Source organism: Streptomyces sp. NPDC023838, from assembly GCF_040639555.1.
Lineage (GTDB): Bacteria > Actinomycetota > Actinomycetes > Streptomycetales > Streptomycetaceae > Streptomyces.
This window is the reverse complement of record NZ_JBFAAD010000058.1, coordinates 1-22659: the sequence shown is the minus strand read 5'-3', so window position 1 is coordinate 22659 and position 22659 is coordinate 1. Positions and strand designations below refer to the sequence as shown.

Genomic DNA, 22659 nt, shown 5'->3' with positions numbered 1-22659 from the left:
CTGCCGGGCAGCGGAAACCGGTCGTGCCCGGGGCAGGCGGGAAACGGTGCCGCCGCCAGTCGCAGCGCGTGCCAGGCGTCAGCGCGACCTGCCGACTGACTGAAGCGCAGGCGTACTCGCCCTCACGCGCCGAATCCGCGACCGGCGCCAGGAACTGCCCGCGGGCGCGGGGAATTTACGAAGCCGCCCGTCAGGCGATCCACGCCTCGCTGCGTCGATGCCGGCCCAATCCCACAGCGGAGAACTCGTCCTGCCCGGCGTCAGCCTCTACACCCAGCCGTCCCAGCGCCTGAGAGATCGGGCTGCCGGCAGATGAGAAGGGCTGGCCCTCCGCCACCTCGATCGGCCCCAGCACGATGGTGCCCCCGTCCCACACGGCGGCCCGCTGCTCCCCTACGCCACCGAAGTACTCAGCCTCCACGTAAGCCACCGGCCGACTCCTCGACCAGTCAGCCAGGACCCTCTCAAACCCTCCTGGCAGCCGCCAGAACCCCAACGCGTGCACACCACTGCTGTCTGCGACGGAATCGAACAGCGCATCCGTCATGGGCATGAGCGACAGACCCTCGCCGATCGGCGCCATTCGAGCAGCAGGCAGGTCCCGCGCCATACCGCTCAGCGTCTCCCCGTCAGCGATCACTGCTTGCAGCTCGTACATCCAAAACCCTCTCCCGATCGGAGGCCCATCCTCTCCCACACAGCCAAACCGAACTCGTGCCAGGGGCTCCCCGACCGGACGAACCATCACGCCCGGGGGGCTCCCGGACACGGGACCGTCCGGTTCGACCGAACCCGCAGGTCTCCGCAGGAGAGCGCCGCGCCGTCCCGAACACATGGTTACCCCGCTTTCTGCTCCGCGAAGGCTCCGGCACGGCGGAAGCACACACCGACGCCGACTCAGGAGCGGACCCCGGCCCCGGCGATGGCCGCGCTCCAGACCCGCTGACAGCCTCATCACGCGGACCGCCCTTCTACGCCACGAACGCGGAGAACCCCGCCCACGGCGACGTCCCCTACCTCCGGCTCCACATCGACAAGGACCTGGACGACGCCTGCACCGGGGTGACCTATGAGCAAGCGCACGGGCAGCAAGTCGTCCTACAAAAATCAGCCGTCGTAGCGCATCCAGTCGACGGCGACGTCGGCCAGCGGGTCCAGGGCACTTCGACGGGTGGCTCCGGCCCAGACATCGAATGTTTCCCCGTCCTCACTGCTGACACGCACGACGAGGCCGGGGGCCACATAGAAGCGAGTTGGCGCCCAGGGCCAGAAGGGACGCAGCGGCACAGGGTGCAACGCCTGGGTGAGCTGCTGGACCTGTGGCGCCGTGAGTGCCCGGGGCAGGGCCAGGTAGTCGGCGCCCATGGAGGCCTCGAAGAGGGTGAACTGGATCAGGAAGCCGCTGAGCGGTTCCTGTTCGGCGATCGGCTCCTCGTCGAACTCACGGAACCAGACGGTCGGATCAGTTTCGGGTTCCTCAAGCGTCCACAGCAGTGGCCAGAAGAAGCCTCCTTGGTTCTCGAGGCCGAAGACGAGCATCTCCCCGAGAGGGTCGGTGTGCAGTTCCGGCTCGGGCAGGATCCTGTTCTGAATTCCGAGGGCACCGGGCCGCCGCTCCGCGAGGCGGTACAGCTGCCTGAGTCCAGCGGGCAAGCCTGACGCAGAGTCGATGACGGGCGATTCGTGGGCACCTGCGGTGGGATACCAACCGGAGACAAACTGCTCCAGAGATGCCGCACGGTCACCGTTCACGTCCCTGAGCCACTCCAAGCCCGGCAAGTGCGCAGGTGGAAGCGGTGGGCGCACCCGGCTGAGGAGCTCTGCACTCGAGGGTGCCTCCAAGTGCAGATCGCAATCGGTGAGAACGCCGTCGGAGGTGCTGGCCCGACTCACCCGGGCGGTGCCCAGGTACACAACCTCGCCTCCGACGCGTACCGCGACGTGGATCGGCAACGAGCCTTCGCCCGCACCGCCGGGCGAGCCCATCAGCCGTTGCGTGACCGGTGCCGATGCCGGCCCGATCAGGCGAACCTCCTCAGCGCTCCACACACCGCTCCTCGCGGGTGCGTCACTCGCTTCCAGGGTGATCACCGTCCCCGCCTGGCCTACGACGATGCTGGCGCCCCCCACCAAGAACGGTCCGGCGATCGCCGAGCCGACGAGCACGGATACCCGCTCTTCATCGAACACCAGCGCCGGAATTGCGGCGGAGCCCTGATCAGTCATCCCCGCATCATCGTCGACCGTCACTGGGCATCCCTAACGTCTGCTGGCTGCGGCCGTCACAAGATCAGCGCCAGAGCCGAATTGCTTGATCGTTGACATGCCGGTCTACAGCGCTACCTGTCACGACCGCCGCTGTCCCAAAGCCCCGCGCAGGTCACGCCGAATCCTGTAGCAACGCCTGTGTTCGGTCTCTACAGTCGCCGCATGGCCACCGAGGACGAGAATCCAAGCCAGCGCGACATCACTGCGATGCTCAAAGATCAGACCAGTGCCTGCAAGGCAGCGCGCGATGCCATCGCCGCCGGCGGCGAGGTCATGCTCTACGACGGACAGCCGCCACAGTGGATGGTCCTTGGCATCGCTGCGACAAGGCTGAGGCGGTCGTTGAAGATCGGCCTGACAACCCTTGGCCTCGACGAGACCGTTGAGATCCTCCGCGCTCGGCACTGCGACGAGCAACTGCGTACGGGCAACATCGTCGCTGCAGACCGCTCCTGGTTCTTCACCTTGTACTTCGACGCGACCGGGACCGAGCTCCTGGCGTGCAGCGGCGTCAAGAACGAGCGCCCCTCGCGGAGGGACGGTCAGAAGCTCCAGCTGTAGAGGCCGCCACCCGTATTTACCGCAGACGCTGCGAGGCGGGCAACGCCTTGCAGGACTGCCAGCAGGTCATCGCCGGTCATGTCGTCTCCGTCCTCGGATCGGAGGCGCGTGGTCCAGCGGCCTGCAAGCTCTTCCAACTCGGCGGAGCTGGCGTGGGCCAGCGCCCGGGTCAAACGCTGTGGCAGAGCGAACACCTCGACGCCGTCGTTCAAGGGGGCAGTGACCCAGTCTGGCCACGCCCACCCAAGGAGCTGTTCGACCGGTGGGGCCTCGGCCGAAGGCTCCTGGAAGTACATGTCCCACTCGGCGATGGCACTGTCCGGCTCAATGAAACGGCAGGTCACTGACTCAAAAGCCTGACCAGGTCCCCGCGGGCGCGTCGCAGCAGCGGTCTCGTCGTCGGCGGCGAGGAAGAACACTATGTCGTGGGCCATCTGAGCATGATGGCAGCCCGCCGAACCGACGCCGGTCGGCCTTTCAGTCCCACCAGAACGTCCAGTGGGGGTTACTCACCAGAGCTTCCTCCGCGTAGACGCGGATGCTTTCGTACCCCTGCCAGATATTGTCAGGGCAAAACGCAAAGTGCTCCGCGGCGACCGCGAGAGCTTCATCCAGCGTCTGCGGAGGGGCTGCTACCGACAGGTCCAGCCGCGCGTATGACAGAGCAACCACCCGGACGCCGAAACGGTCCTCCCAGGAACGGAGAACGGCACACAGCCGGGCCACATCGTTTTCGTAGTTGACCGGCCCTGACCAGCCAATTGCCGCGAGGATGTCCGCAGCCCGGCCCACCGGGACCAACGCCAGCCGAGGGCTCTTGAGCGAGTGCCCGACCAAAGCCTTGGCCACGTCCGCGGCAGTAGTGTCCGGATCTGCCGCTGTGCTCCCTGGCGGCGCAAGCCCAGGCCAGCTACCGGTGAACGGGGCAATTGTCTCGCCCGCGTCCTCGTCGTCTTCGTTCTCCTCGGTTTCCGATGCTGCAGACTCCCAAAAGTCCTTGAGGACCTCCTCGGCATGATGGCCGCCGGGGTCCGACATCATGCCGGGATCCAGCTCGCCGTCCCACCACTCCTCGATACCGGATTCGTCCTGGAGAAGTACAGGCTGCAGTCCCACGTCCCGGGCCGGCACGTACTCGGCCCACGTACCGGGCGCTGCCACCCCTTCGGCCACCCAGAGCAGCGGCTCAGGCCAAGGACCATCGTTGGTCTCGGTCACGAGTGAGCCCGGCGGCAGGCTAAGACCCAGGCTTCCGCCCATGGGGTCGGTCAACATCGCCGTCAGCGGCTTGGAACGTGTCGTCATGACGATGAAGGTAACGGCCCCCACCGACAGACCTCAGCTGGCCCAGGACGACAGCTCGCTGGCGCACCTGGTTGGTGGCGACGGAGTCGGTCATCGGGGGCGGCGGGGCAGCGGGGTGACAGCGCGGGCATCGTGAAGGGCGGCGCGCAGGAGGCCGTTGTCGATGCTCAGGCGTTGGATGGCGGCGATGGCGAGTTCGAGCTCTGCAGCGAGGTCGCGGTTGTCCCTTCGCAGCCGGGCGTTGTTGGCCTGGACCTTGCTGTAGGCGTCGGATGCGGTCGTGCCGCTTGGCGTGCGCGCGATGGCGGCGAGCTCGGAACAGATGTCTGGGTAGTTGCGGCGGAAGGTGGTGTTGGCGAGGCCGAGGTGGGTGGCGAGGGCCAGCACGCTTGGGCGTCGGCCGGCCTCGGAGGTCAGGTTGTCGATGGCGGCGTGGACGTCGGTGCGGCTCGGAAGTGGGTTGCGGTGGGCGGTCACTGGGCGGTCCCGTTGGCGGTGAGACAGGCATGGATCGCGTTGCGGCGCCGTGTCAGGCCGGCGTACAGCAGCGGTGGGAGGACGGGGCGGGCGCGGAGTCGGTCGTCGATGCGGTCGGCCTCGGCGGCAAGGGTGCTGGTGTTGTCGGCGGTCAGGGCAACGTTGCGGCATTCCAGCGGTTGGCATTCGTGCGGGACTGGACCCGCTCGGCCTCCGGGGGCGGAGCGGGGTCGGCACAGTGCCTTGTCCGGGTTGAAGACGCAGGTGACGTAGGTGCCGGGGTAGACCTCGGGGTCGTGGCGGGCCAGAACGCGGCGCAGGCGGGCCCGGTCGGTGACGACGGAACCGGTGAACCCGATGCGGTGGTGGAAGTCGGCGAGCCGGGCGGCTGCCTCGCGGGCGGCGGGACCGCTCAGGTCGTGCCCAGCGTGAGCCCTTCGCGGTTGAGCCAGGTGAGGAAGCTGTCGGCCGCGGTGACGTGGCAGCGCACGTTCAGATCCTGGAGGCGATTTGTGTGGTCGTGGCCGAGACGTCGTCGGAGTCGGCGCATGTGGTGCCAGACCGCATAGCCGTGCAGGATCCGGCGCTCGGCGAGATCGACGCGGCCCTGGATCGTCTCCTCGATCCATTTCTCCAGGGCGAGGAGCCGTTCGTCGCGGGGCGGGAGAGCACCGGTCGCGACCAGGACACTGCGCAGGTGAGCCAGCACTTTGCCCGGAGGCAGTTCGTCGAGGACGTCGTGGGTGACGGGACGATCGTCGCGTCCTATGCGCTCCAGCAGGTCGCGGACCTCGTGGCGCGCCGGCTACCGCAGACTCAGCCCTCGCTACGAACGCCAACCCCGCAACTACCTGGCCTTCCTCGGCCTCGCTGCCGCACTGTGCTGCTACAAATGCCTCCTCCGACTCACCACATAGGACCGTACTCGGCAGCGGCGCGGCCGAGTCTCCCCGTCCGCATCGCCCATTGAACTCAGAGGGTGGTTTCGGAATTTCCAGAACCACCCTCCAGCATGAACGCCGAGAACAGTCCTACCGACTGGACATGCTAACTAGACCTCGCATGTGCGGCATCCCATTCGCTTTCGAATTCTTCTCTCGCGATCTCGACCGCAGTGAATTCCACCGCCGCTTCTAGCTCCTCAAGGCTTGGTGCCGGAATTTCACCGAGCATCGCATTACCTGTCGAGCTTTGCGAATCCGCAAAGAATCTGCGACCATCACGGAACACCTCAACCTTGCGTGTCTCGTATCTACTTTCATCCAACTCGCTATAAAACCAAGTTGGCTCATCGTTGAAATCGTGATGCCAGGCAAGCTTCAGATAGCTCGTCATCAATTCGCCCCATATCCCCGGATTCTTTGTGTGATGTCAAGGGGTGCATCGTTCGGGATAAGAAATACCCCAGGCCGATCCGCAGCCGTTACAAGCGGAAGGCCTCGGACATCAATACCGATGTAGTGGCTGAAATTTCCTCCGCCCCAAGGGGTTCCATAGAACGCCCTGGCCAGCTGCCCGGGTCTTTTCGTGCCGGGTACAATATCGGAAAGATATTGCCCATCGCCGAGCTTGGCGTCTTGAGGCTTGGCCGCCCTCTTCGAGGCCCAGAGCTCCCCGCTATCCATTATCTTCTTCATCTTGTCTTCTGTTGTGTAGTGATAGAGCGTTTCCGGACCGCAAGTGTTGTGCACCAGAACCGGCGTCGTACCAGCGAGTACATAGTACGTGTGCAGGTCGTTGACGGTGAGGTTGTACATGTCCGCGGAGCCGGGGACTGTGGTCACCTTGAGAAGGGCAACCTGCTGTCCCTTGTCCGTGGTCAAAGAGTGGCCTGGGGTAACTCTGCCTGCGGGTACCCATGCACGCGTGGTGGCATCCCAGAAGGGGTGCTTCTGGTTGGTGTGGATTGTGCTGTCGGTCCCGTTCGGCCTCTTGACCGTGAGGTCGATGAGGTCGTCGTCTCTGTTGATGAGGGTGGCATCGACACGCCGGGCGCCCTGGTGCTTTCCACCCTCGGGGTCTGCTGCCTGGACCTTGTCGCCGACCTCGATCTCGCTGATCGGCTTTGTGTCTCCGTCCTCCAAGAGCACGGGAGTGTCAGGCGTGAAGCTGCAGCCTCCCTTGAGTGCACGCACTCCGAAGCCGGCCTCGCCTATTTCGCCCTCGACGACCCCCGTTGCGAGGGTGGACAGAGTGGAGAAATTTTCGAATGTCTCTGATGTGACGTCTACTCCGTGTTCGGCGTATTCCTTGCGGATCGCGTCACTTGCGCAGTCGACTTCCCCGAAGAGCTGGTACAAGCTGCAGGTCCACGTTGCGGCATCGACAACGCCTGTGACGAGAGCCGGCACGATGTCGCGATCGGTACCCAGGGGCTGATCAGTCTCGACATGCTTGCATCGCCCAAATCTCGCGCATCCTATGCCGGACTTCAGCTTCTTGCGCTTCGCTGTTCCGACCTTCTCGCCTGGTTTGGCCGGTGTGGTTCCGCCCAGTTTCGGCTTTGATTGGCGTTCCACCTCTTCCGATCCTGTCGGGCAGCTGCCGGTCTCCATGTTGCAGCTGAAGGTTCCGTTGGGGTCGGACAGGGTCACCGGGTTGTTTTCGGCGTAGCTGTAGCCGGTGAGTGATTGGGGTTTGTTGGGTTCGAGGATGGGGTCGATGCTGATGAAGCGACCGGTGTTGGGGTCGTATTCGCGGGCTCCGAGGTGGGTGAGGCCGGTTTGTGTGTCTTTGGTGCCGCCGATGAAGCCCCTGGTTCCGGCCCAGTTGGTGGACGGGGTGCCGCGGTCCTGGCCGAAGGGAGTCATCCGGCGCTGGGTGGCTGTGCCGTCAGTGGCGTTGATGCTGGTGTCGGCGGTGCCGTGGTGGTCGGTGGCCTGGAAGGTGACCTTGTTGTCGTCAGTGCGGACGGCGGTGGCTGCGCCGAGCGGGTAGTAGCGGTTGGCGGTGGGCTTGGCCGTGCCCTTAGTGAGTTTCAGTTCGGTGGCGCCGAGGTAGAGCGTGGTGCTCTCGTCGGCGGGGTTGGCGGTGTCGAGGGTGTGGCCGGTGAGGCGGTTGCCGCTGGGGTCGTAGACGTAGTCGGTGGTCTTCTTCGTCGTCGCCGAAGAGGCGGCAGCCCTCGTCTGGAGGGTATCGGTGACGTTGGCCAAGTGGCCTTCCGCATCCCAGACCAGTGTCTGGTCGCTGGAGAGGGTGGGGCTGGGGTTAAGTGTCCGGCGGGTGGTGTTGCCGGCCTGGTCGTAGTCGTAGGTGTCGGTGACCGGACTGGTGTTGCCGGTGGTGGTGCTGGTGGACAGCAGAGAGTGCGGGTGGGCCGCGCCTGCGGTCGGGTAGCTGTAGGTGCGGACCTGGTCCTTGGACGTGTCACCCGTGGTGTTGTGCTGTGTTTCGGTCTTGCGGGTGCCGTCGGTGTTGTAGGTGTAACTGGACCAGTAGGGGGCCAAGCCGCCGAGCTTGCTGCCGTCCGGAGCAGCCGGGCAAGACGGGTCGGTGGGAGTGAACGCCTCGGTGAGACGGGCGAGGTAGTCGTACTTGAAACACTGCCGGTCCGTGCCGGTGCGTGAGACGTCGCTCAGTTCAGTGACGTTGCCGGCCTCGTCGTACTTGTAGGCGTTGGCACGGGCCGGTACGGCGGTGTTCTCGGTGTCGGTGCGGCTGACCGAGAGGCGCTGGGTGCCCTGTTCGTAGCCGTTGGTGATGGTGGTGCTGATGCCACCGGCGTTGAGGGTGGAGCGGTAGGGCTTGCCGGTGAGGGTGTACGTCTGGTTGGCAAGGTAGGTGGACAGGTTGCTGCTGGCGGCGGTGGTCTGGTGGAGCTTGTTGTAGGTGAAGGCCACCACCTCGGCGGGCAGGCTGCCCGCAGCCGGGTAGGACGTCGACTGGACGGTGCCGTCCGGGTTGTAGGAGTTGCCGGTCGCGTAGTCGCCGGCCAGGGCCTCTTGGCCCGGGACGGAGGGGACGGTGAGGGTGGTCTTGGTCGGCCGGTACAGCGGGTCGTAGGTGTTAATGGTGGCCTTGTACGGGTAGACCGTGCCGCCGATGTTCACGTAGCGGGTGGAGGTGGCCGGTTGTCCCTTGACCTTGTCCCAGGTCTGCGAGGTCAGCAGCGGACCGGCGATCGTCCCGGTGCGGGTCTCCAGCAGGCGGGAGAGGTTGTCGTAGACGTTGGCGATGGTCTTTCCGCGGCCGTCGGTGGTCCTTGTGAGTTCACCGCGGTCGTTGTACGCCTTCGTGGTGGTACCGCTGTCCGGGTCGACCGCCTTGGTCTGGCGGCCGAGCTGGTCGTAGGTCCAGGACCACTGGGCGCCCTGCGGGCCGGTCAGCCCGGTCATGTGCCCGGCCGCGTCGTAGCGGTAGGTGGTGCTGTCGTACGGGCCGGTGGGGCCGGCCGGGTTGGTGGCCTGGTACTGGCGCAGTTCCGTTGTCTGCCCTTGGGCGTCGCTGATGGTGGTGGTGGGGGTGGCGCCCTTGGGTGGGGTGACGGTGACGCGGTCGCCGCCGTAGACCGTGGTGGTAGTGCTTAGCGGGGTGCCCGTGCCGTTGCCCGAGAGCAGGGTGGTTTTGGTGGACCGTCCCAGGCCGTCGTACTCGGTGGCGGTCTGGGTCTCGATGCCGTCGGCGTCGACCACCGTGAACAGGGTGCCGCTGGGCGCGGCGGTGTTGTGGTAGGGGGCGTAGGAGAGGCGGACCTGGCCGCGCTCGTCGTAGAACGTGTCGGTCAGTATCCGACCGCCGTCGGGACCAGGAGCCTGGGTCTGGCGGACGCGGCCGAGGCCGTCGTACAGGGTGTAGCTGGTGTCGGAGGAACCGTCGTTGTTGAGGGTGAGTGTGGCGACCGACTGGATCGTGTTCTCGGCGCTGGTGTAGCGGAACTGCAGGTTCGGCGACTGGTTGTTCAGTTTGGAGCGGTTGGGCTTCCACACCTTCAGCGGGCGTCCGAGCGCGTCGTATTCCACATCGGTGCGCAGGTTGTTGGCGTCAGTACTGATGTAGGAAAGGCCGCGCAGGGAGTCGAGGTAGGACGTGGTGGTCTGGGCCGTGGCCGCGTCACCGGCGGTGGCGGGCGGACCAGTGACCGCCACCTTGGTGGGCCGACCGGTCGCCGGGGTGTAGATAGTCGTCGTGGTGCGGGGACTGGCCACCGGGGTGGATACCGGGGCCTTGGCGGGGTTGGTGGGGTCGAAGACGCTGGTGGAGACCAGTGCCGTGGTGGTCAGGGGCCGTCCGTAGCTGTCGTAGCTGGTGGTGTCGTCGAGGTAGGTGGCGGTGCTGCCGCTGCGGGATTTGAGGGTCTCGGTCATGGTGACCAGGCCCTTGGTCGGCGCAGCGCCGTACGCCTGTCCGTCGTAGCGAGTGCGGGAGTCGGCCAGGACCACGGAGGTGCCGTCGGCGCGGGTATCCCGGTCGGGGTCCGCGTCGCAGCTGGCCGCGATCGTTTCGGTGCGTATCGCGGCGGCCCGAATCCATTCGTCATCCGCGTAGGTGGTCCGCGTGCACTTCTCGTCGCCCGCCACCTCGGTGTCGCCCAGATCCTCGACCGTAGGAGCCCTGCCGAGGTCGTCGAAAGTGGTGTTGACGCGGGTCTCGCGCCACCTGCCGACCACATCCAGGTAGGTGAAATTACGGGTGCGGCTGGTGCCGGTGAGGTTGGCGGTGGTGGTGCCCCAGTCGCGATCCCGCTTGGCGGTCTGCTTCTTCCAAGGCGTGTTCACCGTCTTGGCCAGGATCTTCCCGCCCGGCCTGTCGAAGGTCTCGCTGCGGTACTCGAAAGCGGCCCAGGCCTCGTCATCGGTGAGGTCGTTGCCCTCACCGTCACCGACGGTGACGCTGCGGGTCTTGGATTTGTCGGCGGGGTCGGTGCGGTCGCCGTTCATTCCGCGCAGGAAGTAGTGGTCAGCTTGGGTGGACATGGCCTGGCTGCTGCCGGTCTGGACCCGGACCTTGCCGTAGCCGCGCCACTGCGACCAGGTCTTGAACTTCTCCTTGGTGATGCCCTCCGTATCGTCGAACGCCCACGCGCCGCCGTCGAAGTAGGTGTAGTTCGTCTGGGTGCTGAGGGCGCCGCCAGTGCGGTCGGAGGAGATGACCGAGTCCACGACGTACTTGTTGAACCACTCCGTGGTCACCGGATCACTGAAGCCGGCCTGGTACATCTGAGGGAAACAGCGCGAGGTGTTGGACTGCGCACTGGGCAGGCTGTCCCAGGAGCAGGCGGCCTGCGAGTAGTTCACATCCAGCTGACCGCCCGACTCGTCGAGCACGGTTCGCAGCCGCTGCTTGTAGAAGCCCGGCCGCCCGTCGCCGCTCTTGTCCAGACGCCCGACCTGCGGACTATAGGACAGTGTCGTCGCCGGCAGGGGGGCAGGTGTGGCCCCGGCGAGGCCGGTGTGTTTGATGGAGTCGAGCAGGAGCTGGTAGTCGAAGTCGGCGGTACCCCACTTGTGGTGCAAGTCCCAGGAGTCGATGGGCTTGTAGCTGCCGTCGGCCTGCAGGGTCTTGGTGGTGACGTTGGCCAGCCGGGTGCGGCCCCAGAAAGTCGGCGACAGGCGCCCCATGTCGCACTTGCCGCCGGTGTTGCAGTTGCGGTCCCAGGGCGTGTCGTACCAGTACTGCCGGTTGGTGTCGATCTTCGCCGGGTCGCACAGCGCCGTGTTCGTCTCCAGGCAGCGTTCGGCGGTGGTGAAGTCCACCCGCGCCATCGGCTTGACGGTGTCGGAGTAGAGATCCTTGAGCTGCTGACCGTATTCGATGTGATCCAGGACCGAGGCGCGGACGTAGGGGGTGCCGTCGGTGTCCTTGAGGTTGCGGCCGTAGGTGTTGGTCTCCTGCTTGTACCAGTAGGTGATGTCGTTGCCGTTGGGGTCGATGACCAGGTCGAGGTTGAAGCGCCGACCCTGCTGGCACCAGGAGTCGGCGAATGCGGCCTTGTTGCACGGCTCGCCGCTGTTGTTACCGAAGACCGGGACGGTTTCCACCGACTTGGTCTCAGGCTTGCCCGAACTCCAGTTGGTCAGCCGGTTATAGCCGAAGTAGTAGCGGGTGCCGTTGGCGGTGGTGGCGCGGAAGTACTCGCCGTCGTTGTCCCCGTTGCCCCGGTCGGCCTGGCGCCAGCGGAAGACCCGGGTGTTGTCGTCGCCCTTGATCCGCCACTCTTCGTCGCTGATCGGGATCAGTTCACCGGAGTGTCCGTCGAAGCTGATGGTGGCGTTGTCGTACGCCCAGCACAGGTCACCGGGCTCGACCCCGTCGGTCTTCACCCCGTCATCGCCGCACGGCTTGTAGGACCGCTCGATGAAGCCAGGCGCGACGTCGAAGCCGTCACCCGCCCAGGAAGCCTGGTTGTTGCTGTTCGCGGTACGCCCGTCAATCGCACCCGAGTCGTAGGACAGGCCCACAGTGGGGGCCAGCCCGGTCGGCACCGATGGGACCGCCATGTTGTAGGACCAGGTGAACGAGCCGCTGTTCAGTGACGTGTTCCAGGTCGATGCCGCCGACAGCGGGGACGCCTTGTAGTCACCCGTCGGGCCTGCGGAGCCCGTGGTCGCGGCCAGCACCATCATCCCGCCCGCCGACGCCTGGGCCCCGATGGCCTGGGCTGCGGACTTCGGCGCGGTCGTGGTGCCCGGGATGGTGACCGCGTCGGCGGTCACGGTGTGCTTCTCGGCATCGTTGCGGCCCGCCAGCGGGGTGGAGGTGCGGCATTCCGGCTTGCTCGGGGTGCTCAGCACACAGGAAGGCAGCTGTACCAGACGCAGCCGCTCCCCGTACCCGGCGCCCGCGGCATCGGCGAATGCGTCGTAGTCGACACTGACCCGCACCTTGTTGGCCGAGCCGCCGTTGGGGGCGACCGTCAGCAGGAGACCGTCCACACCGGCCCTCTGGGCGGCCTTGCGGTCCAGCACCTTGACCGTGGCGGCCGTGTCCCGCACGGCGTACGGGGGCGCGGCCTGCTTGTTCGGAACCAGCGGACCGTTCGGCACCGCGGCCAGCGACACGGGCAGCGAACCGACCCTGGCCTCTTTACCGGATCCGCCCGACGCCGTGGCGCCGAGCACGGGGCCGCCATTGGCCGCAAGGGTGACGCTGGCGGTGGCTTCCTTGGGCCAGGCCGTCTTCGGCCTGCGGGGTTGGGAAACGGTCTTGTCCACTGGGCGTGGCTTCGTCGCGGCGTTGGTGCCCTTGACCGACTTCTCCTTCCACGCCGCGACGGGAAGGTTCGTTTCGGCCACGGCTTCTGGACCGGGCAGGACCTGCAGCAGTCCCACCACCAGGGCGGCTGAGAGGACGGCGGCGATTCTCGCTGTGGTGCGGGTGCCCGCTCGGCGGGCTGGAGTGATGCGCATCGTAAGCAATTCCCCTGCCGCACCAGAACAGGGTCTGGTGCGGCTGATCGTGCCGGCCGTGGGCCAGGCAGGGTGTGGAGAGGAGGGTAAAGAGGAGCCAGGGCGCGGGCCCGCCCACGCAGTGGGCGGGCCCGCATCCGGTGGCGTGGCCGCCTAGTTGGCGGGGCCGGTAATGCTGTCGAGCTCGTCGCCCTGTGCCAGCTGCGCGATCCCAGCGGGGCTCAGAACACCCTGGTAGGCCCACACATCGTCGATCTGCCCGGAGAACCAGTCAGAGTTGGCAACCGTGGCCGGGTTGCGGCCGAACCGCAGCTCCTGGGTGGCCTTCAGCGGCTGATCCGCAGCGGTGAAGGAGACATGCGGGGTACAGCCCGTATCGGCATCGGGGCAGATCTCATTCTCCCGCTGCCCATTCACATACAGGGCCAGCTCGTTGGAGAAGGCGTCATACGTCACCGCGAGGTGGTTCCAGTAGCTGCCGACGCCCTGTGAACCATCGAAGGTGTGCACCGCGACGGCGTGCTTGGCCGTACCGTCCACCGTCTCCACCTGCCAGTCCCCGATGTTGCCGGGACTGACCGGGTCGTCGCTGGTGCGCAGGAACTTCCAGCGCACAGTGACCGCAGGGCCCTTGTCGCCTCCCAGGGACAGCACGGTCATGTCCCGGTTGGGCGGCGCGGCCGACTGAGCCCACCCGGCCAGGGTGAAGCTCTGCCCCGTATCCAGCGGCACCGGGTTGGTCTGCGCGAACGCGCTGCTCCCGTTCAGCGTCAGCGCGCCGGTACCGACCCGGGCCTCGTCCACCGTCGTGGACACGCTCGCACCGCCGTAGAGGGACGCGGGGAACATCTGGCGGTCCTCAGGCGAAGTGGGCGTAGCGGTCGCGGTGGCGGTGTTGAACTTCCACCGGGCTGCCAGCTGGGGACGCTGCTGAAGCATCGTCTTGGCCTCGTCGCCGGTGACGATCCGGTCGAAGACGCGAACGTCGTCGACGTCACCGCCGAGGAACTCCGCGGTCGTTCCCTCCCGGCTCTGCCCTGCGATTGTAAGCGGCTTCGGTGCCGCCCATGGCGTGGTCTGGGTGTAGTTGCTCTCGTCGACCAGGTAGCCGTTGACGTAGAGGCGGATCTTGTGGGCGACCGTGTCCGAGACTCCTACGAGGTGAGTCCACTCGTTGTTCGTCGCAGCGAAGCACGGCACCCCGTTCACCGGGGCGGTGCAGGCGGGCTGGACCGCGCGCACCAGGGTGTCGGCGGTGGAGTCCTCCGCAGACCGGCCGAAGACCCACTTCTTGTAGTACGCCGAGTAGTAGAGGGAGAACTCGGGCTGGTGAACACCGGGCTGGCTCACCGCCACCTTTGTGGTGGAGTCTCCTGCGGCCAGCGCCGGACGGCGCACCCAGGCCGAGACGGAGAAGCTGCGGGTGCCGTCCACCTGCGGGCGGGCAGTGGTGGCGTAACCGTCCGCTCCGAAGCGGACGGCCTTGCCGTCGATCCCGTCCTTGATGCCCGTCTGCACATCGCCGGCCACGGTCAGGTCGCCGGTCTCGGAGGTGCCGTCAGCGGTCGTGCCGCTCTCGTCGAGCGACCACACCGCCTTCGCACCCGTGCCAGTGGTGATCGAGCGACCGGCCGCCAGGTCCGTCATCTCCGCCAGGTCCAATGCCCGGTCGTAGACCCGGACATCGTCCAGCGAGCCCTTCCACGGATCGGCGTAGGTGTCGCGCCAGCGCAGGCGCCCGAAGTCCATCGCTCCGCGCGCCGACCACAGGCTCACACCCGCAATCGGGGTGGACGGCTTCCCGTTCACGTACACCGTCAGCGTCTTGGCCACTGCGTTGTACACCCCGGCGAGGTGCGTCCACTGGTTGGCCACCGGGGCCACGTCAGAAGAGGCGGTGTACCAGCTGTAGTCGGTGGCTTGATCCGCCATCGGCGCCTTGAGCGTCCACTTCCCCCCGGTCAGGCCCAGCGAGACGGCCTGGTGCACACCGCTCTGGCTCACCGCGGACTGAAACTGGGCATTCACGTCGGTGGTGTTCACCCAGGCGGAGACGGTGAAGCTCTGGTCCGTCTCCAGTACCGCGCTCTGCGTGGACAGGTAGTTCTTCGGCGTGCTATCCGGCGCCGTCTCGCCCGTCAGGGCCACGGCGCTTCCGGTGTGCCCGGCCGCGCCGAAGGTGCCGCCGGTGAGCGTTGCGGGGAAGTTTGCGGCCGGGCCCGAGGCCAGCTGCTTGCTGCCGGTGGTGTCGTTCATCGCCCAGCCGGCCCGCGGGGCCTGTCCGCGCCGCACGTTGAAGTAGTACGTGGTGGTCTCCCCGGCATTGCCCGCCGCGTCCTTGGCACGAGCTGTGAGGGTATGCGGGCCCTCATTCGGCATCAGCACCCGCACCCACCGCGCCGCTCCCCCGCTGGTGGCCATCTCGCGGGCGGCCGTCGGCTGCTGGTCCAGTCCCCACTGGTAGGCCACCGCGTCCCTGGAGGCGGTGGTGAAGGTGAAGGTGCCGTAGCGGCCCACTCCGTCAGTCCACGCCAGCGCCGCCTGCGCATCGTGCGACCCGGGGAAGTCGAGCGAAGTGGTCACCGGCCCCGCGGGTTTGCTGGTGTCGATGGTGAAGTAGCAGCCGGTGGGATCACCGTCCCAGCTCCACGGCCCCCACTCCGCGCCGTCCCAGGCTCGCACCGCCCAGCCAACCGGCTTGTTTTGCGGGGTCCCTGACGGCAGCTGGAGGGTGAACTTCGAGCCGGAGGCTTGGAACGTGTTCGATTTTGGCGGTGTGTTCAGACCCCCGGTCGAATACCAGGCGCCGTTGTCCCAGACCGCCGCGAACTGCACGCCGATGCTGTCCTGGTCCGGATCCGACACCCACGCGGAGACCTTCGGAACCATCGTGATCGGCGTCGCGGCGGAGGAGCAGACGCCGCCGGGCGAGGATGACAGGTCCTTCATCGCGGGCTGGCGCGGCGGCAGGTTGTAGAACACCTGCAGGTATCCGTCGTCGGTGAACCGCTTCCACTGACCGTATGCCGACGCGCTCTCACTGCCGGCTTTCAACCCCAGCGTCAGGTCTGCGGCGTTGCGGTTGGCGGCCGACTGCACCGCATCGCGCAGCCCTGCCGGCTCGAACTCCACGAAACCGGCCCCGCAGCCGTCGAAGCCTCTAGCGTCGTTCCGGGTCGCCAGGTACTTGTTCCAGAACGATGAGGATCCCATCGAGCTGGAGTTGTTCCAGGTGGTGCTGGAGTTGACGCGCCCGGTGAGGAACAGGTCGACCGGCTGGGCGGTGCAGCTCCAGGAGTGCGAGTTCCATGCCCGGAACTTGGCGTCCTGGATGTGCTTGCCGACGAAAGCCTGGCCCTGCACCGGAATCGCGTACAGCACCCGCTTCACATCGGCCGGCACACAGCGGCCCTCGTCCCCGCAGTACCCCATGCCGAAGTCGCCGGAGAACTTCCAGAACGAGGTGCCCGCCCAGTACCGGGAAATGCCTGCCCAGCCCACCGCACGCGGCGCCCGGACATCCGGGTCGATCATCACCGGGAACACCGTGCCCGGTGCGTCCAGCAGCTTCTGATCTGGGGTCAGAACCAGCGAGTTCTGGTCCTGCGGCACCGCCACCTCCACCGGTGCTGTATGCGCCGAAGGATCCGCCGGCGCCTCCACCGCGGCCAGCCCGCCCGTCGGCGCGGCAAGCGTCTTCAGCCGCGAAGTCGGGGCAGCGGGCATCCCGGAGCCCTCGGTCAGGCCGGGTGAGGAGTCGAACATCATCGGCTTCGGCGCCTGGAACACCGTGCCCCCGGCCGCCTTGTCGACCATCGACAGCGATCCGTCCGCTTCCTTGCGCACGGTCAAGTCCGAGCTGGAGATCCCCAGCTTCAGCTGGTCCAGCTCAGGGTTCTTGGCCGCCTGCGGCGTCTTGACCACGATGAGCTGGGTGAATCCGGAATCGGTGGCGGTCATCCGCAGATCCACGTCGGGCAGGATCGAGCGGTACTCGGCCGTGCTTCCATTGATCACTGGCATCGGCAGGGGCTTGGGCCAGGTCAGCTTCAGCTCCTTGCCCGCGCTCGCCATCCGCACCAGCGGCTGCGTACCGCCACCGGAGAATTCCATGTCAACAAGCGTCGCCGACGGCACTACCGCGCCACCGCTCGTGGGTCGCAGGGAGGTGTCGATGGCCCGCCAGGAACCGTTCTTGCGGGTCCGCACTGGCTTCGTGTGGATCGTCGCGGCGAGCCGGCCATCCGGCTTGGCGACCACGTCGCTCGTATCAGTCTGCAGCGACGGAACGCTCACGTCCTTGCCACTGCGCTTGGCTTCGGTTACCGCGAGCGACTCGGGCGTCTCCTGCTGCCCCGCATCGCTGCGGCTCGACAGCGCCCCGTCACTCGGGTCGCTCGGAACCGCAGAATCCGCCACAGCTGTCAGTGGCTGCGCCGTGGCGAGCACGAGCCCCGACACCACGGCCCATCCCGCCCACCGCACCGCTCGACGGCTACGCCCCTGTCTCACGGCACGACGGCCGTCCCCAACCCACACTGACGCTCCCCCCACAGGAACCACAAAGAAAACACACAAGTGAGCGAATCAAACGGAACGTCAGCCCCAGGGTCAACCGTGATCCACGACACATCCGAGCATGCCTCGATCCATCACCATTTCCGCCGAGCAGCCGGATATGGCCAGCATCGACCATCGCAGTGCGGTGAACTACCCATGAAATAAGGTGTTTCGGGAGGCAGCTTCAGGCCATAGGCCATTCGCCAGTCAGCGCCGGAAGCACGCTCCCGAGTACGTCGGGCACCCATGGATCTTTACTTTACGTTGACCAACACGGTCGGCCATCGAACCACCCGCAGTGCATCCCGCAGTCCACGGTGCGGACCCTGTGGCGCCAGCCTTCCGGCATCGCGAGCAGGACGATGCCCTTCGGCATGCCGAAGGGAGGTCGCCTCTTCTTCTCCCTCTCCCGCTTCTGTCTCACCATGGAGCCATCCAACCTGGTCGGCTTCCTGACGTTTCAGGCGGGCGGGACTTCAGGTGCCCCGCGGCGGGGCTTGGTGCCGCCTTTGTGGTGGGCAGGGACGGCTGAACGCCGCGCCGATGGCGAGGACTCGCCCGACGTCGTGACGGGGTGGCCAGTCGCTGGTTCTTCGAGCCTGGCGGCCTGCCTGGGCCGGGGCGGGATGGTTTCGGTGCACCAGCCGGGGAGTCGGTCTCCGCGTGCAGGTTGCGTCGAGGGTGCCGCGCACTGGCGCAACCCGGAAGAAGACCCAGCCTCGCGACTTCGAGGCGACCGCGCCGTGCACTACGCCGCGATCCGCCAGCCGCTGAACCCGAGGCTGTTCATCGCAGACCTGAAGAAGCGCATGACCGCGGGCCTGAACCGGCTCTGCGCATCACTCGTGGACGGCTCGACGAGCGGGGTGAAGGTGAACACGATGACGTGCTCTGACGACTTCAGGATCTCACTGGCGCCCGATCGAACGAGGCAGGGTGGTGCTGGCCGGACGGGTTGTCGTCGTACAGCGTGGAGGTCGAAGCGAGAGAGGCCGTGCCGCTCTGGAGGAGGCACATAGGACTGTGGGTTCGGTCGGGTGTCCGGCAGGGACGCGCCGGTTAAGCCTCCGTCGACGACGAGGTCCCGACCGTTGATGTATAACGCGTCGGGCGAGGCGAGGAACGCGACAGCCGCGGCGACCTCTTCCGGGCGTCCGAAGCGGCCGACGACGATCTGGCCGGTGACCCTCCCTGCCTCCGCTCGGGTCAGTGCTTCGACGGGGTACATCGGGGTGTCGATGTAGCCGGGGCTGACGGAGTTCACGCGGATCTTGCGGAGGGCGAGTACGGCGGCGAGAGTTCGGGCCAGATTGTGCGAGGCGGCCTTGGTCGCCGAGTAGAGGGTCAGCACGCTGTTGGCCCCGGTGGAGAGTCCATGAGGCGTTGATAACGATCGGAACCTCCATCCGTCAGAAGCGGCAGTGCCTTTTGGACGGTGAAGAACACACCCTTGAGTTGACGTCGACGCCGTGGTCGAAATCCTGCTCGGTGATGTTCTCGAACGGCAGGAACGTCCCTGTGCCCGCGTTCGCGAAGAGGGTGTTGAGGCCGCCGTGACGGTCCCGAACGGTCTCCATCAACACGTCCACCGCGCCGAGGTCGGCAGCATCGGCCACGACGCCCGAGGCGCTGGGGCCGAGTTCTTCGACGGCCGCGTCACGCCGTGCGCGGGTGCGGCCGCTGACGATGACATGGGCGCCTTCGGCGACGAGGCGGTGTGCGGTCGCCAGACCCATACCGCTGGTACCGCCGGTGATGAGGGCGGTCTTGTCGGTGAAGCGGTTCATGCCGTTACTCCCGTCAGGGTGTGGACGAGGTGGTTGCTGAGGTGGGACAGCCAGTCGGGCCGCGCGTTGCCGAGGAGATGGTCCCCGTGCGGAACGGACAGGTAGCTGCCGCGCGGAGCCAGACGGGCCAGGTGCTCCCCGTTCGTCACGCCGGGGATGACGTCCTGTTCTCCGTCTACGACCAGCAGCGGGACTGTGATACGAGGTGCCAGGGCGGCGAGGTCCACCTGACGCGCGAACTCGTGGGCGGCGGCGCCGCTCCCGGTGCGAATGGCCATGATGTCCCGGACAGGCGCAGGCAACTGCTCCCAGTCGAGGCGGAAGGGACCGCTGACGGTGGCGAGGGCAGCCACGCGCGGCTCCAGCGCTGCGGTCCGGGCCGCGAAGTAGCCGCCCAGGCTCAGGCCGACGAGCCCAATGCGTGCGACGCCGAGCGCATCGATAATCCGGCCCACGACCCTTTCATAGTCTGGGACGAAGGTCGTGGTGGCCGCGAGTACACCCTGTCCGGGGCCGTCCACGGCGAACACCGCGAGACCTCTGGCCAGCAGGGCGGACGTCAGATCGAGGAACTCCTCCTTGGCCGAGTCGAAGCCGGTGACGACGACCACGGTCCCCGGTGCGTCGGCGGGACCGCGCAGCCAGCCGGTGAATCCCTCGCTGCTCACCCGCCGCGCATCGGTCTCGAGCACGGTGAGGGCTTGGCCCAAGGCGTCATCCGCCGCCGCGGCGGCACGATGTGCCTCCGGGGACGGCGCCAAGGTGGCCAGGTGGAACCACCGGGCCGCCATCAGGAGGTATTCACCCTCCGCGAGCGGTGATGCCGCGTCCTGAGCACGCCGGAGGTAGTTGTGTCCGGTGCGCACGAAGGACGGCCCCCAGTCGGTGAGGGAAGCAAGGCCGTTGGTGACGCGCCGGTACTCGTGGGGGTCCACGCCCGTGCCGGTGGCGCGTGTCCACTGGGCGGCGGCGAACTCTGTGGCGCTCATCGTGCTCCTCCGGTCAGCAGGACGGCCTTACCGCGTATCCGGCGCTCTCGCAGGTCGACGAGGGTGTCGGCGGTCTGTGCCCAGTCGGTGACGCGGCCGATCTCCGGGTGCAGGCGGCGCTGTTCGACGAGCCTCACCAGGGCTGCGAGATCGGAGCCGTACGGGGCGCCCGCGTAGTGGAAGTGCTGAATCGTGACGCGCTCGGGCCCGCCGAGGAGCTGGAAGAAGTCGAGGGTCGCCGGGGTGCGGCTCGCCTGGCCGAACCAGACGAGCGTGCCACCCGGGCGCGCCTTCGCCAGGGCGATGGGCAGATCCGACCCGCCCGTCGACTCCAGCACGACATCGAACGGTCCCTGAGCCGCCGTGACCTCGTGCACCACTGTCGCGCCCAGCTCCGCGAGCCGTTCACCGCGTACCGGCGTGGCCGTCACCGCAGTCAGTTCGGCTCCCGCGCCCACGGCCAGCTCGGTGACGTAGTGCCCGACACCGCCCGATGCGCCGGTCAGGAGCACCCGTCGGCCGGCCAGGGAACCCGCCGTACGCAGCAACCGCAGGGCAGTGATCCCGGCCAGGGGCAGGGCTGCCGCCCGTACGCTGTCGATGCTGTCCGGGAGGACCGCGAGGGAGTGTGTGGGCACGGCGGCGTACTCCGCCCAGCCTCCCTGCGCCGGGTGCCCCACCACCCGGGTGCCGATGCCGGGGCCGGAGCCGTTGGCCGCCGCCTGTACGACGAGCCCTGCGATGTCCTTGCCGGGCAGCAGCCCCGGCGTGGGGCGCTCAAGGAGAAAGGTCTCGCCCCTGTTCGGAGCAATCGCCTCGACTTTGATCAGGGCCTCACCGGGCTCCGGCACCGGCTGAGGGACCTCGGCGAAGGCGACCGGCCGCGCCGCTTGCCCCGTGGGAATCAGTCTTTGCATGGGGAGGATGCAACCTCCGCGGCCGCCCCACGGTCCAACAACGAACGAGCAAAGTCGACAACGTGTGGTTGTCACCTATGGTGGGAGCCATGGATCTCGACGTGGCGCAGGTACGTGCCTTCGTGCGCACCGCCGAAGAACTGCACTTCGGGCGAGCGGCCAAAACCCTCGCCATCTCCCAGCAGGCACTGTCCAAGAGAATCGCGCGGCTGGAGTCCCTGCTCGGGGCCGAGCTATTCCGGCGCGGCCGCAGCAGCGTGCGTCTCACCGAGGCTGGACAGCGTCTCCTCCTACCGGCCCGGCAGGTCGTGGCCGCCGCAGACGCCGCCGTCTCGGCAGTGGTCGGCACGGAGGATCCGTTGCGCGTGGACGTCTGGGGTCACCTCTATGCGCCGATGCGGTCGCTGGCCCAGGTCAACGGGCGGGCCGGCGACCTGACGTTGGGGCACGGGCGTGACCTGCCATCGGTGGTGACGGCACTGCTGCGTGGCGACATTGACGCGGCCTTCGGTCGCGTCCACCCCCCGCTGTCCGCCGGCCTTGCCCACCGCCTCGTCCGCCTCGAGCCGGTGGATGCCTGCTGAGCGAGGACCATTCGCTCGCAGCCGAACGGGCGCTGCGACCGGATCAGTTGCGCGGCAGCGTGCTGTGGGCACCCGGACCACTGAACCGGCTCGACTTCCTCGGCCGATTCGCCGACCGGTTCGGAATCCAGAACACGGCGTCGAGCGTCAACCTGGGGCTTGCCCACTTCCTTGCCGAGGTGACAGAGGCGCCGTCACGGTTCTCGCTGATACCTGCGGATGTGCCACTGCCGGAGGTACCCGGACTGATATCCGTCCCCCTGGTCGACCCCACGCCGCTGTACGCCTGGTCACTGCTGTGGCGCACCGGCAACGCGCACCGTGGACTCACCAGCCTCACCGCCGCCTGCGCGGAAGAGGCTGGGCGCAGGCGATGGCTGGAGTACGACCCGGCTCGCGACTGGTTGGCCGAACCACCCACAAGCAGCCCTGGCCTCGGATCGAACCTACCTCGTTGCAGACAGCAATAGGCACTGTTTCTTGGATCATGTTCGGAGCCAGATGATGAGGGCTCCGAGGGCGACGTGCCGCTCTCCGACACCCTGCAGGAGGCTCTGGCTTCGGCCTCGCACGAGCGGTTGTCCGAGGCCAGCGTCACATGGGCCGCGACGGATGAGCTCCAGGCGTGCGGGATCACCGCCGCCAGTGCCTGCGAGACCTTGGTCCTGCTGTGCGGCCTCGCAAACCGCTTTGGCGATGGACGAGGCCTGTACTGCTGGTGGCCCTGTAGACGGGATGAGCACCATGGGGATGGGCAGGACAGCAGCGATCGCCCTAGGGCCTGTCTGATAATTGATCTTGTGGTGGGTCGTGGTGAGTTGACGGATGCGGCGTGGGAGCGGATAGCGCCCCTGCTGCCTGGTGTT

At 67.1% G+C, this 22659-nt stretch carries 14 protein-coding genes and 2 pseudogenes; 3 read left to right on the top strand and 13 right to left on the bottom strand.

Annotated elements, in window-relative coordinates; all coding sequences use genetic code 11:
• Positions 1-190: 190 nt before the first annotated feature.
• Both AB0G17_RS35855 and AB0G17_RS35850 read right to left on the bottom strand, forming a co-directional pair.
• Complete coding sequence (locus AB0G17_RS35855) at positions 191-658, bottom strand: hypothetical protein (protein ID WP_361391976.1); 468 nt, start codon at positions 656-658, stop codon at positions 191-193.
• Positions 659-1107: 449 nt separating this feature from the next.
• Positions 1108-2250, bottom strand: coding sequence for a hypothetical protein (locus AB0G17_RS35850; RefSeq protein ID WP_361391973.1), 1143 nt, complete (start codon positions 2248-2250; stop codon positions 1108-1110).
• A gap of 180 nt (positions 2251-2430) precedes the next feature.
• Here AB0G17_RS35850 and AB0G17_RS35845 point away from each other — a divergent pair, with 180 nt between their 5' ends.
• The gene (locus AB0G17_RS35845) at positions 2431-2829 is read left to right on the top strand and encodes a hypothetical protein (protein ID WP_361391970.1); all 399 of its coding nucleotides are present in this window, start codon (positions 2431-2433) and stop codon (positions 2827-2829) included.
• Here AB0G17_RS35845 and AB0G17_RS35840 read toward each other — a convergent pair.
• The 4 genes from AB0G17_RS35840 to AB0G17_RS35825 all read right to left on the bottom strand — a co-directional run bounded on the left by AB0G17_RS35840 (position 2811) and on the right by AB0G17_RS35825 (position 5320).
• Positions 2811-3263, bottom strand: a complete 453-nt coding sequence (locus tag AB0G17_RS35840; protein WP_361391966.1) for a hypothetical protein — start codon at positions 3261-3263, stop codon at positions 2811-2813. The genes AB0G17_RS35845 and AB0G17_RS35840 overlap by 19 nt on opposite strands.
• A gap of 43 nt (positions 3264-3306) precedes the next feature.
• Complete coding sequence (locus AB0G17_RS35835; RefSeq protein WP_328965665.1) at positions 3307-4134, bottom strand: DUF4253 domain-containing protein; 828 nt, start codon at positions 4132-4134, stop codon at positions 3307-3309.
• Positions 4135-4224: 90 nt separating this feature from the next.
• A complete protein-coding gene (locus AB0G17_RS35830) occupies positions 4225-4611 on the bottom strand; it encodes a hypothetical protein (protein ID WP_361391962.1) in 387 nt (128 codons plus the stop codon).
• 412 nt (positions 4612-5023) lie between these two features.
• A complete protein-coding gene (locus AB0G17_RS35825) occupies positions 5024-5320 on the bottom strand; it encodes a hypothetical protein (RefSeq protein WP_361391959.1) in 297 nt (98 codons plus the stop codon).
• Between the two features lie 82 nt (positions 5321-5402).
• Here AB0G17_RS35825 and AB0G17_RS35820 point away from each other — a divergent pair.
• Positions 5403-5528 (top strand): annotated as a pseudogene (locus AB0G17_RS35820) (IS5/IS1182 family transposase); the annotation flags it as partial.
• 130 nt (positions 5529-5658) lie between these two features.
• Here the strand turns inward: AB0G17_RS35820 and AB0G17_RS35815 are convergent.
• From AB0G17_RS35815 to AB0G17_RS35785, 7 genes are all read right to left on the bottom strand, one after another.
• A complete protein-coding gene (locus AB0G17_RS35815; RefSeq protein ID WP_361391956.1) occupies positions 5659-5946 on the bottom strand; it encodes a hypothetical protein in 288 nt (95 codons plus the stop codon).
• A complete protein-coding gene (locus tag AB0G17_RS35810; RefSeq protein WP_361391953.1) occupies positions 5946-12956 on the bottom strand; it encodes an HYD1 signature containing ADP-ribosyltransferase family protein in 7011 nt (2336 codons plus the stop codon). The genes AB0G17_RS35815 and AB0G17_RS35810 overlap by 1 nt, the downstream gene beginning before the upstream one ends.
• A 153-nt stretch (positions 12957-13109) precedes the next feature.
• Entirely contained in the window at positions 13110-17375 is a 4266-nt protein-coding gene (locus AB0G17_RS35805) for a LamG domain-containing protein (protein ID WP_361391950.1), read from the bottom strand.
• A gap of 889 nt (positions 17376-18264) precedes the next feature.
• Positions 18265-18867, bottom strand: coding sequence for an SDR family oxidoreductase (locus tag AB0G17_RS35800; RefSeq protein WP_361391947.1), 603 nt, complete (start codon positions 18865-18867; stop codon positions 18265-18267).
• 58 nt (positions 18868-18925) lie between these two features.
• Entirely contained in the window at positions 18926-19303 is a 378-nt protein-coding gene (locus AB0G17_RS35795; RefSeq protein ID WP_361391943.1) for an SDR family NAD(P)-dependent oxidoreductase, read from the bottom strand.
• Positions 19300-20292 carry an alpha/beta fold hydrolase gene (locus AB0G17_RS35790; protein ID WP_361391940.1) on the bottom strand — a complete coding sequence of 331 codons (993 nt, stop codon included), beginning with the start codon at positions 20290-20292 and terminating at the stop codon, positions 19300-19302. Before AB0G17_RS35790 ends, AB0G17_RS35795 begins: the two co-directional genes overlap by 4 nt.
• A complete protein-coding gene (locus tag AB0G17_RS35785) occupies positions 20289-21209 on the bottom strand; it encodes a zinc-binding dehydrogenase (protein ID WP_361391937.1) in 921 nt (306 codons plus the stop codon). Before AB0G17_RS35785 ends, AB0G17_RS35790 begins: the two co-directional genes overlap by 4 nt.
• An 89-nt stretch (positions 21210-21298) precedes the next feature.
• On the opposite strand from AB0G17_RS35785, the pseudogene AB0G17_RS35780 reads away from it, so the two are divergent.
• A pseudogene (locus AB0G17_RS35780) lies at positions 21299-22263 on the top strand (LysR family transcriptional regulator).
• Positions 22264-22659 lie beyond the last annotated feature (396 nt).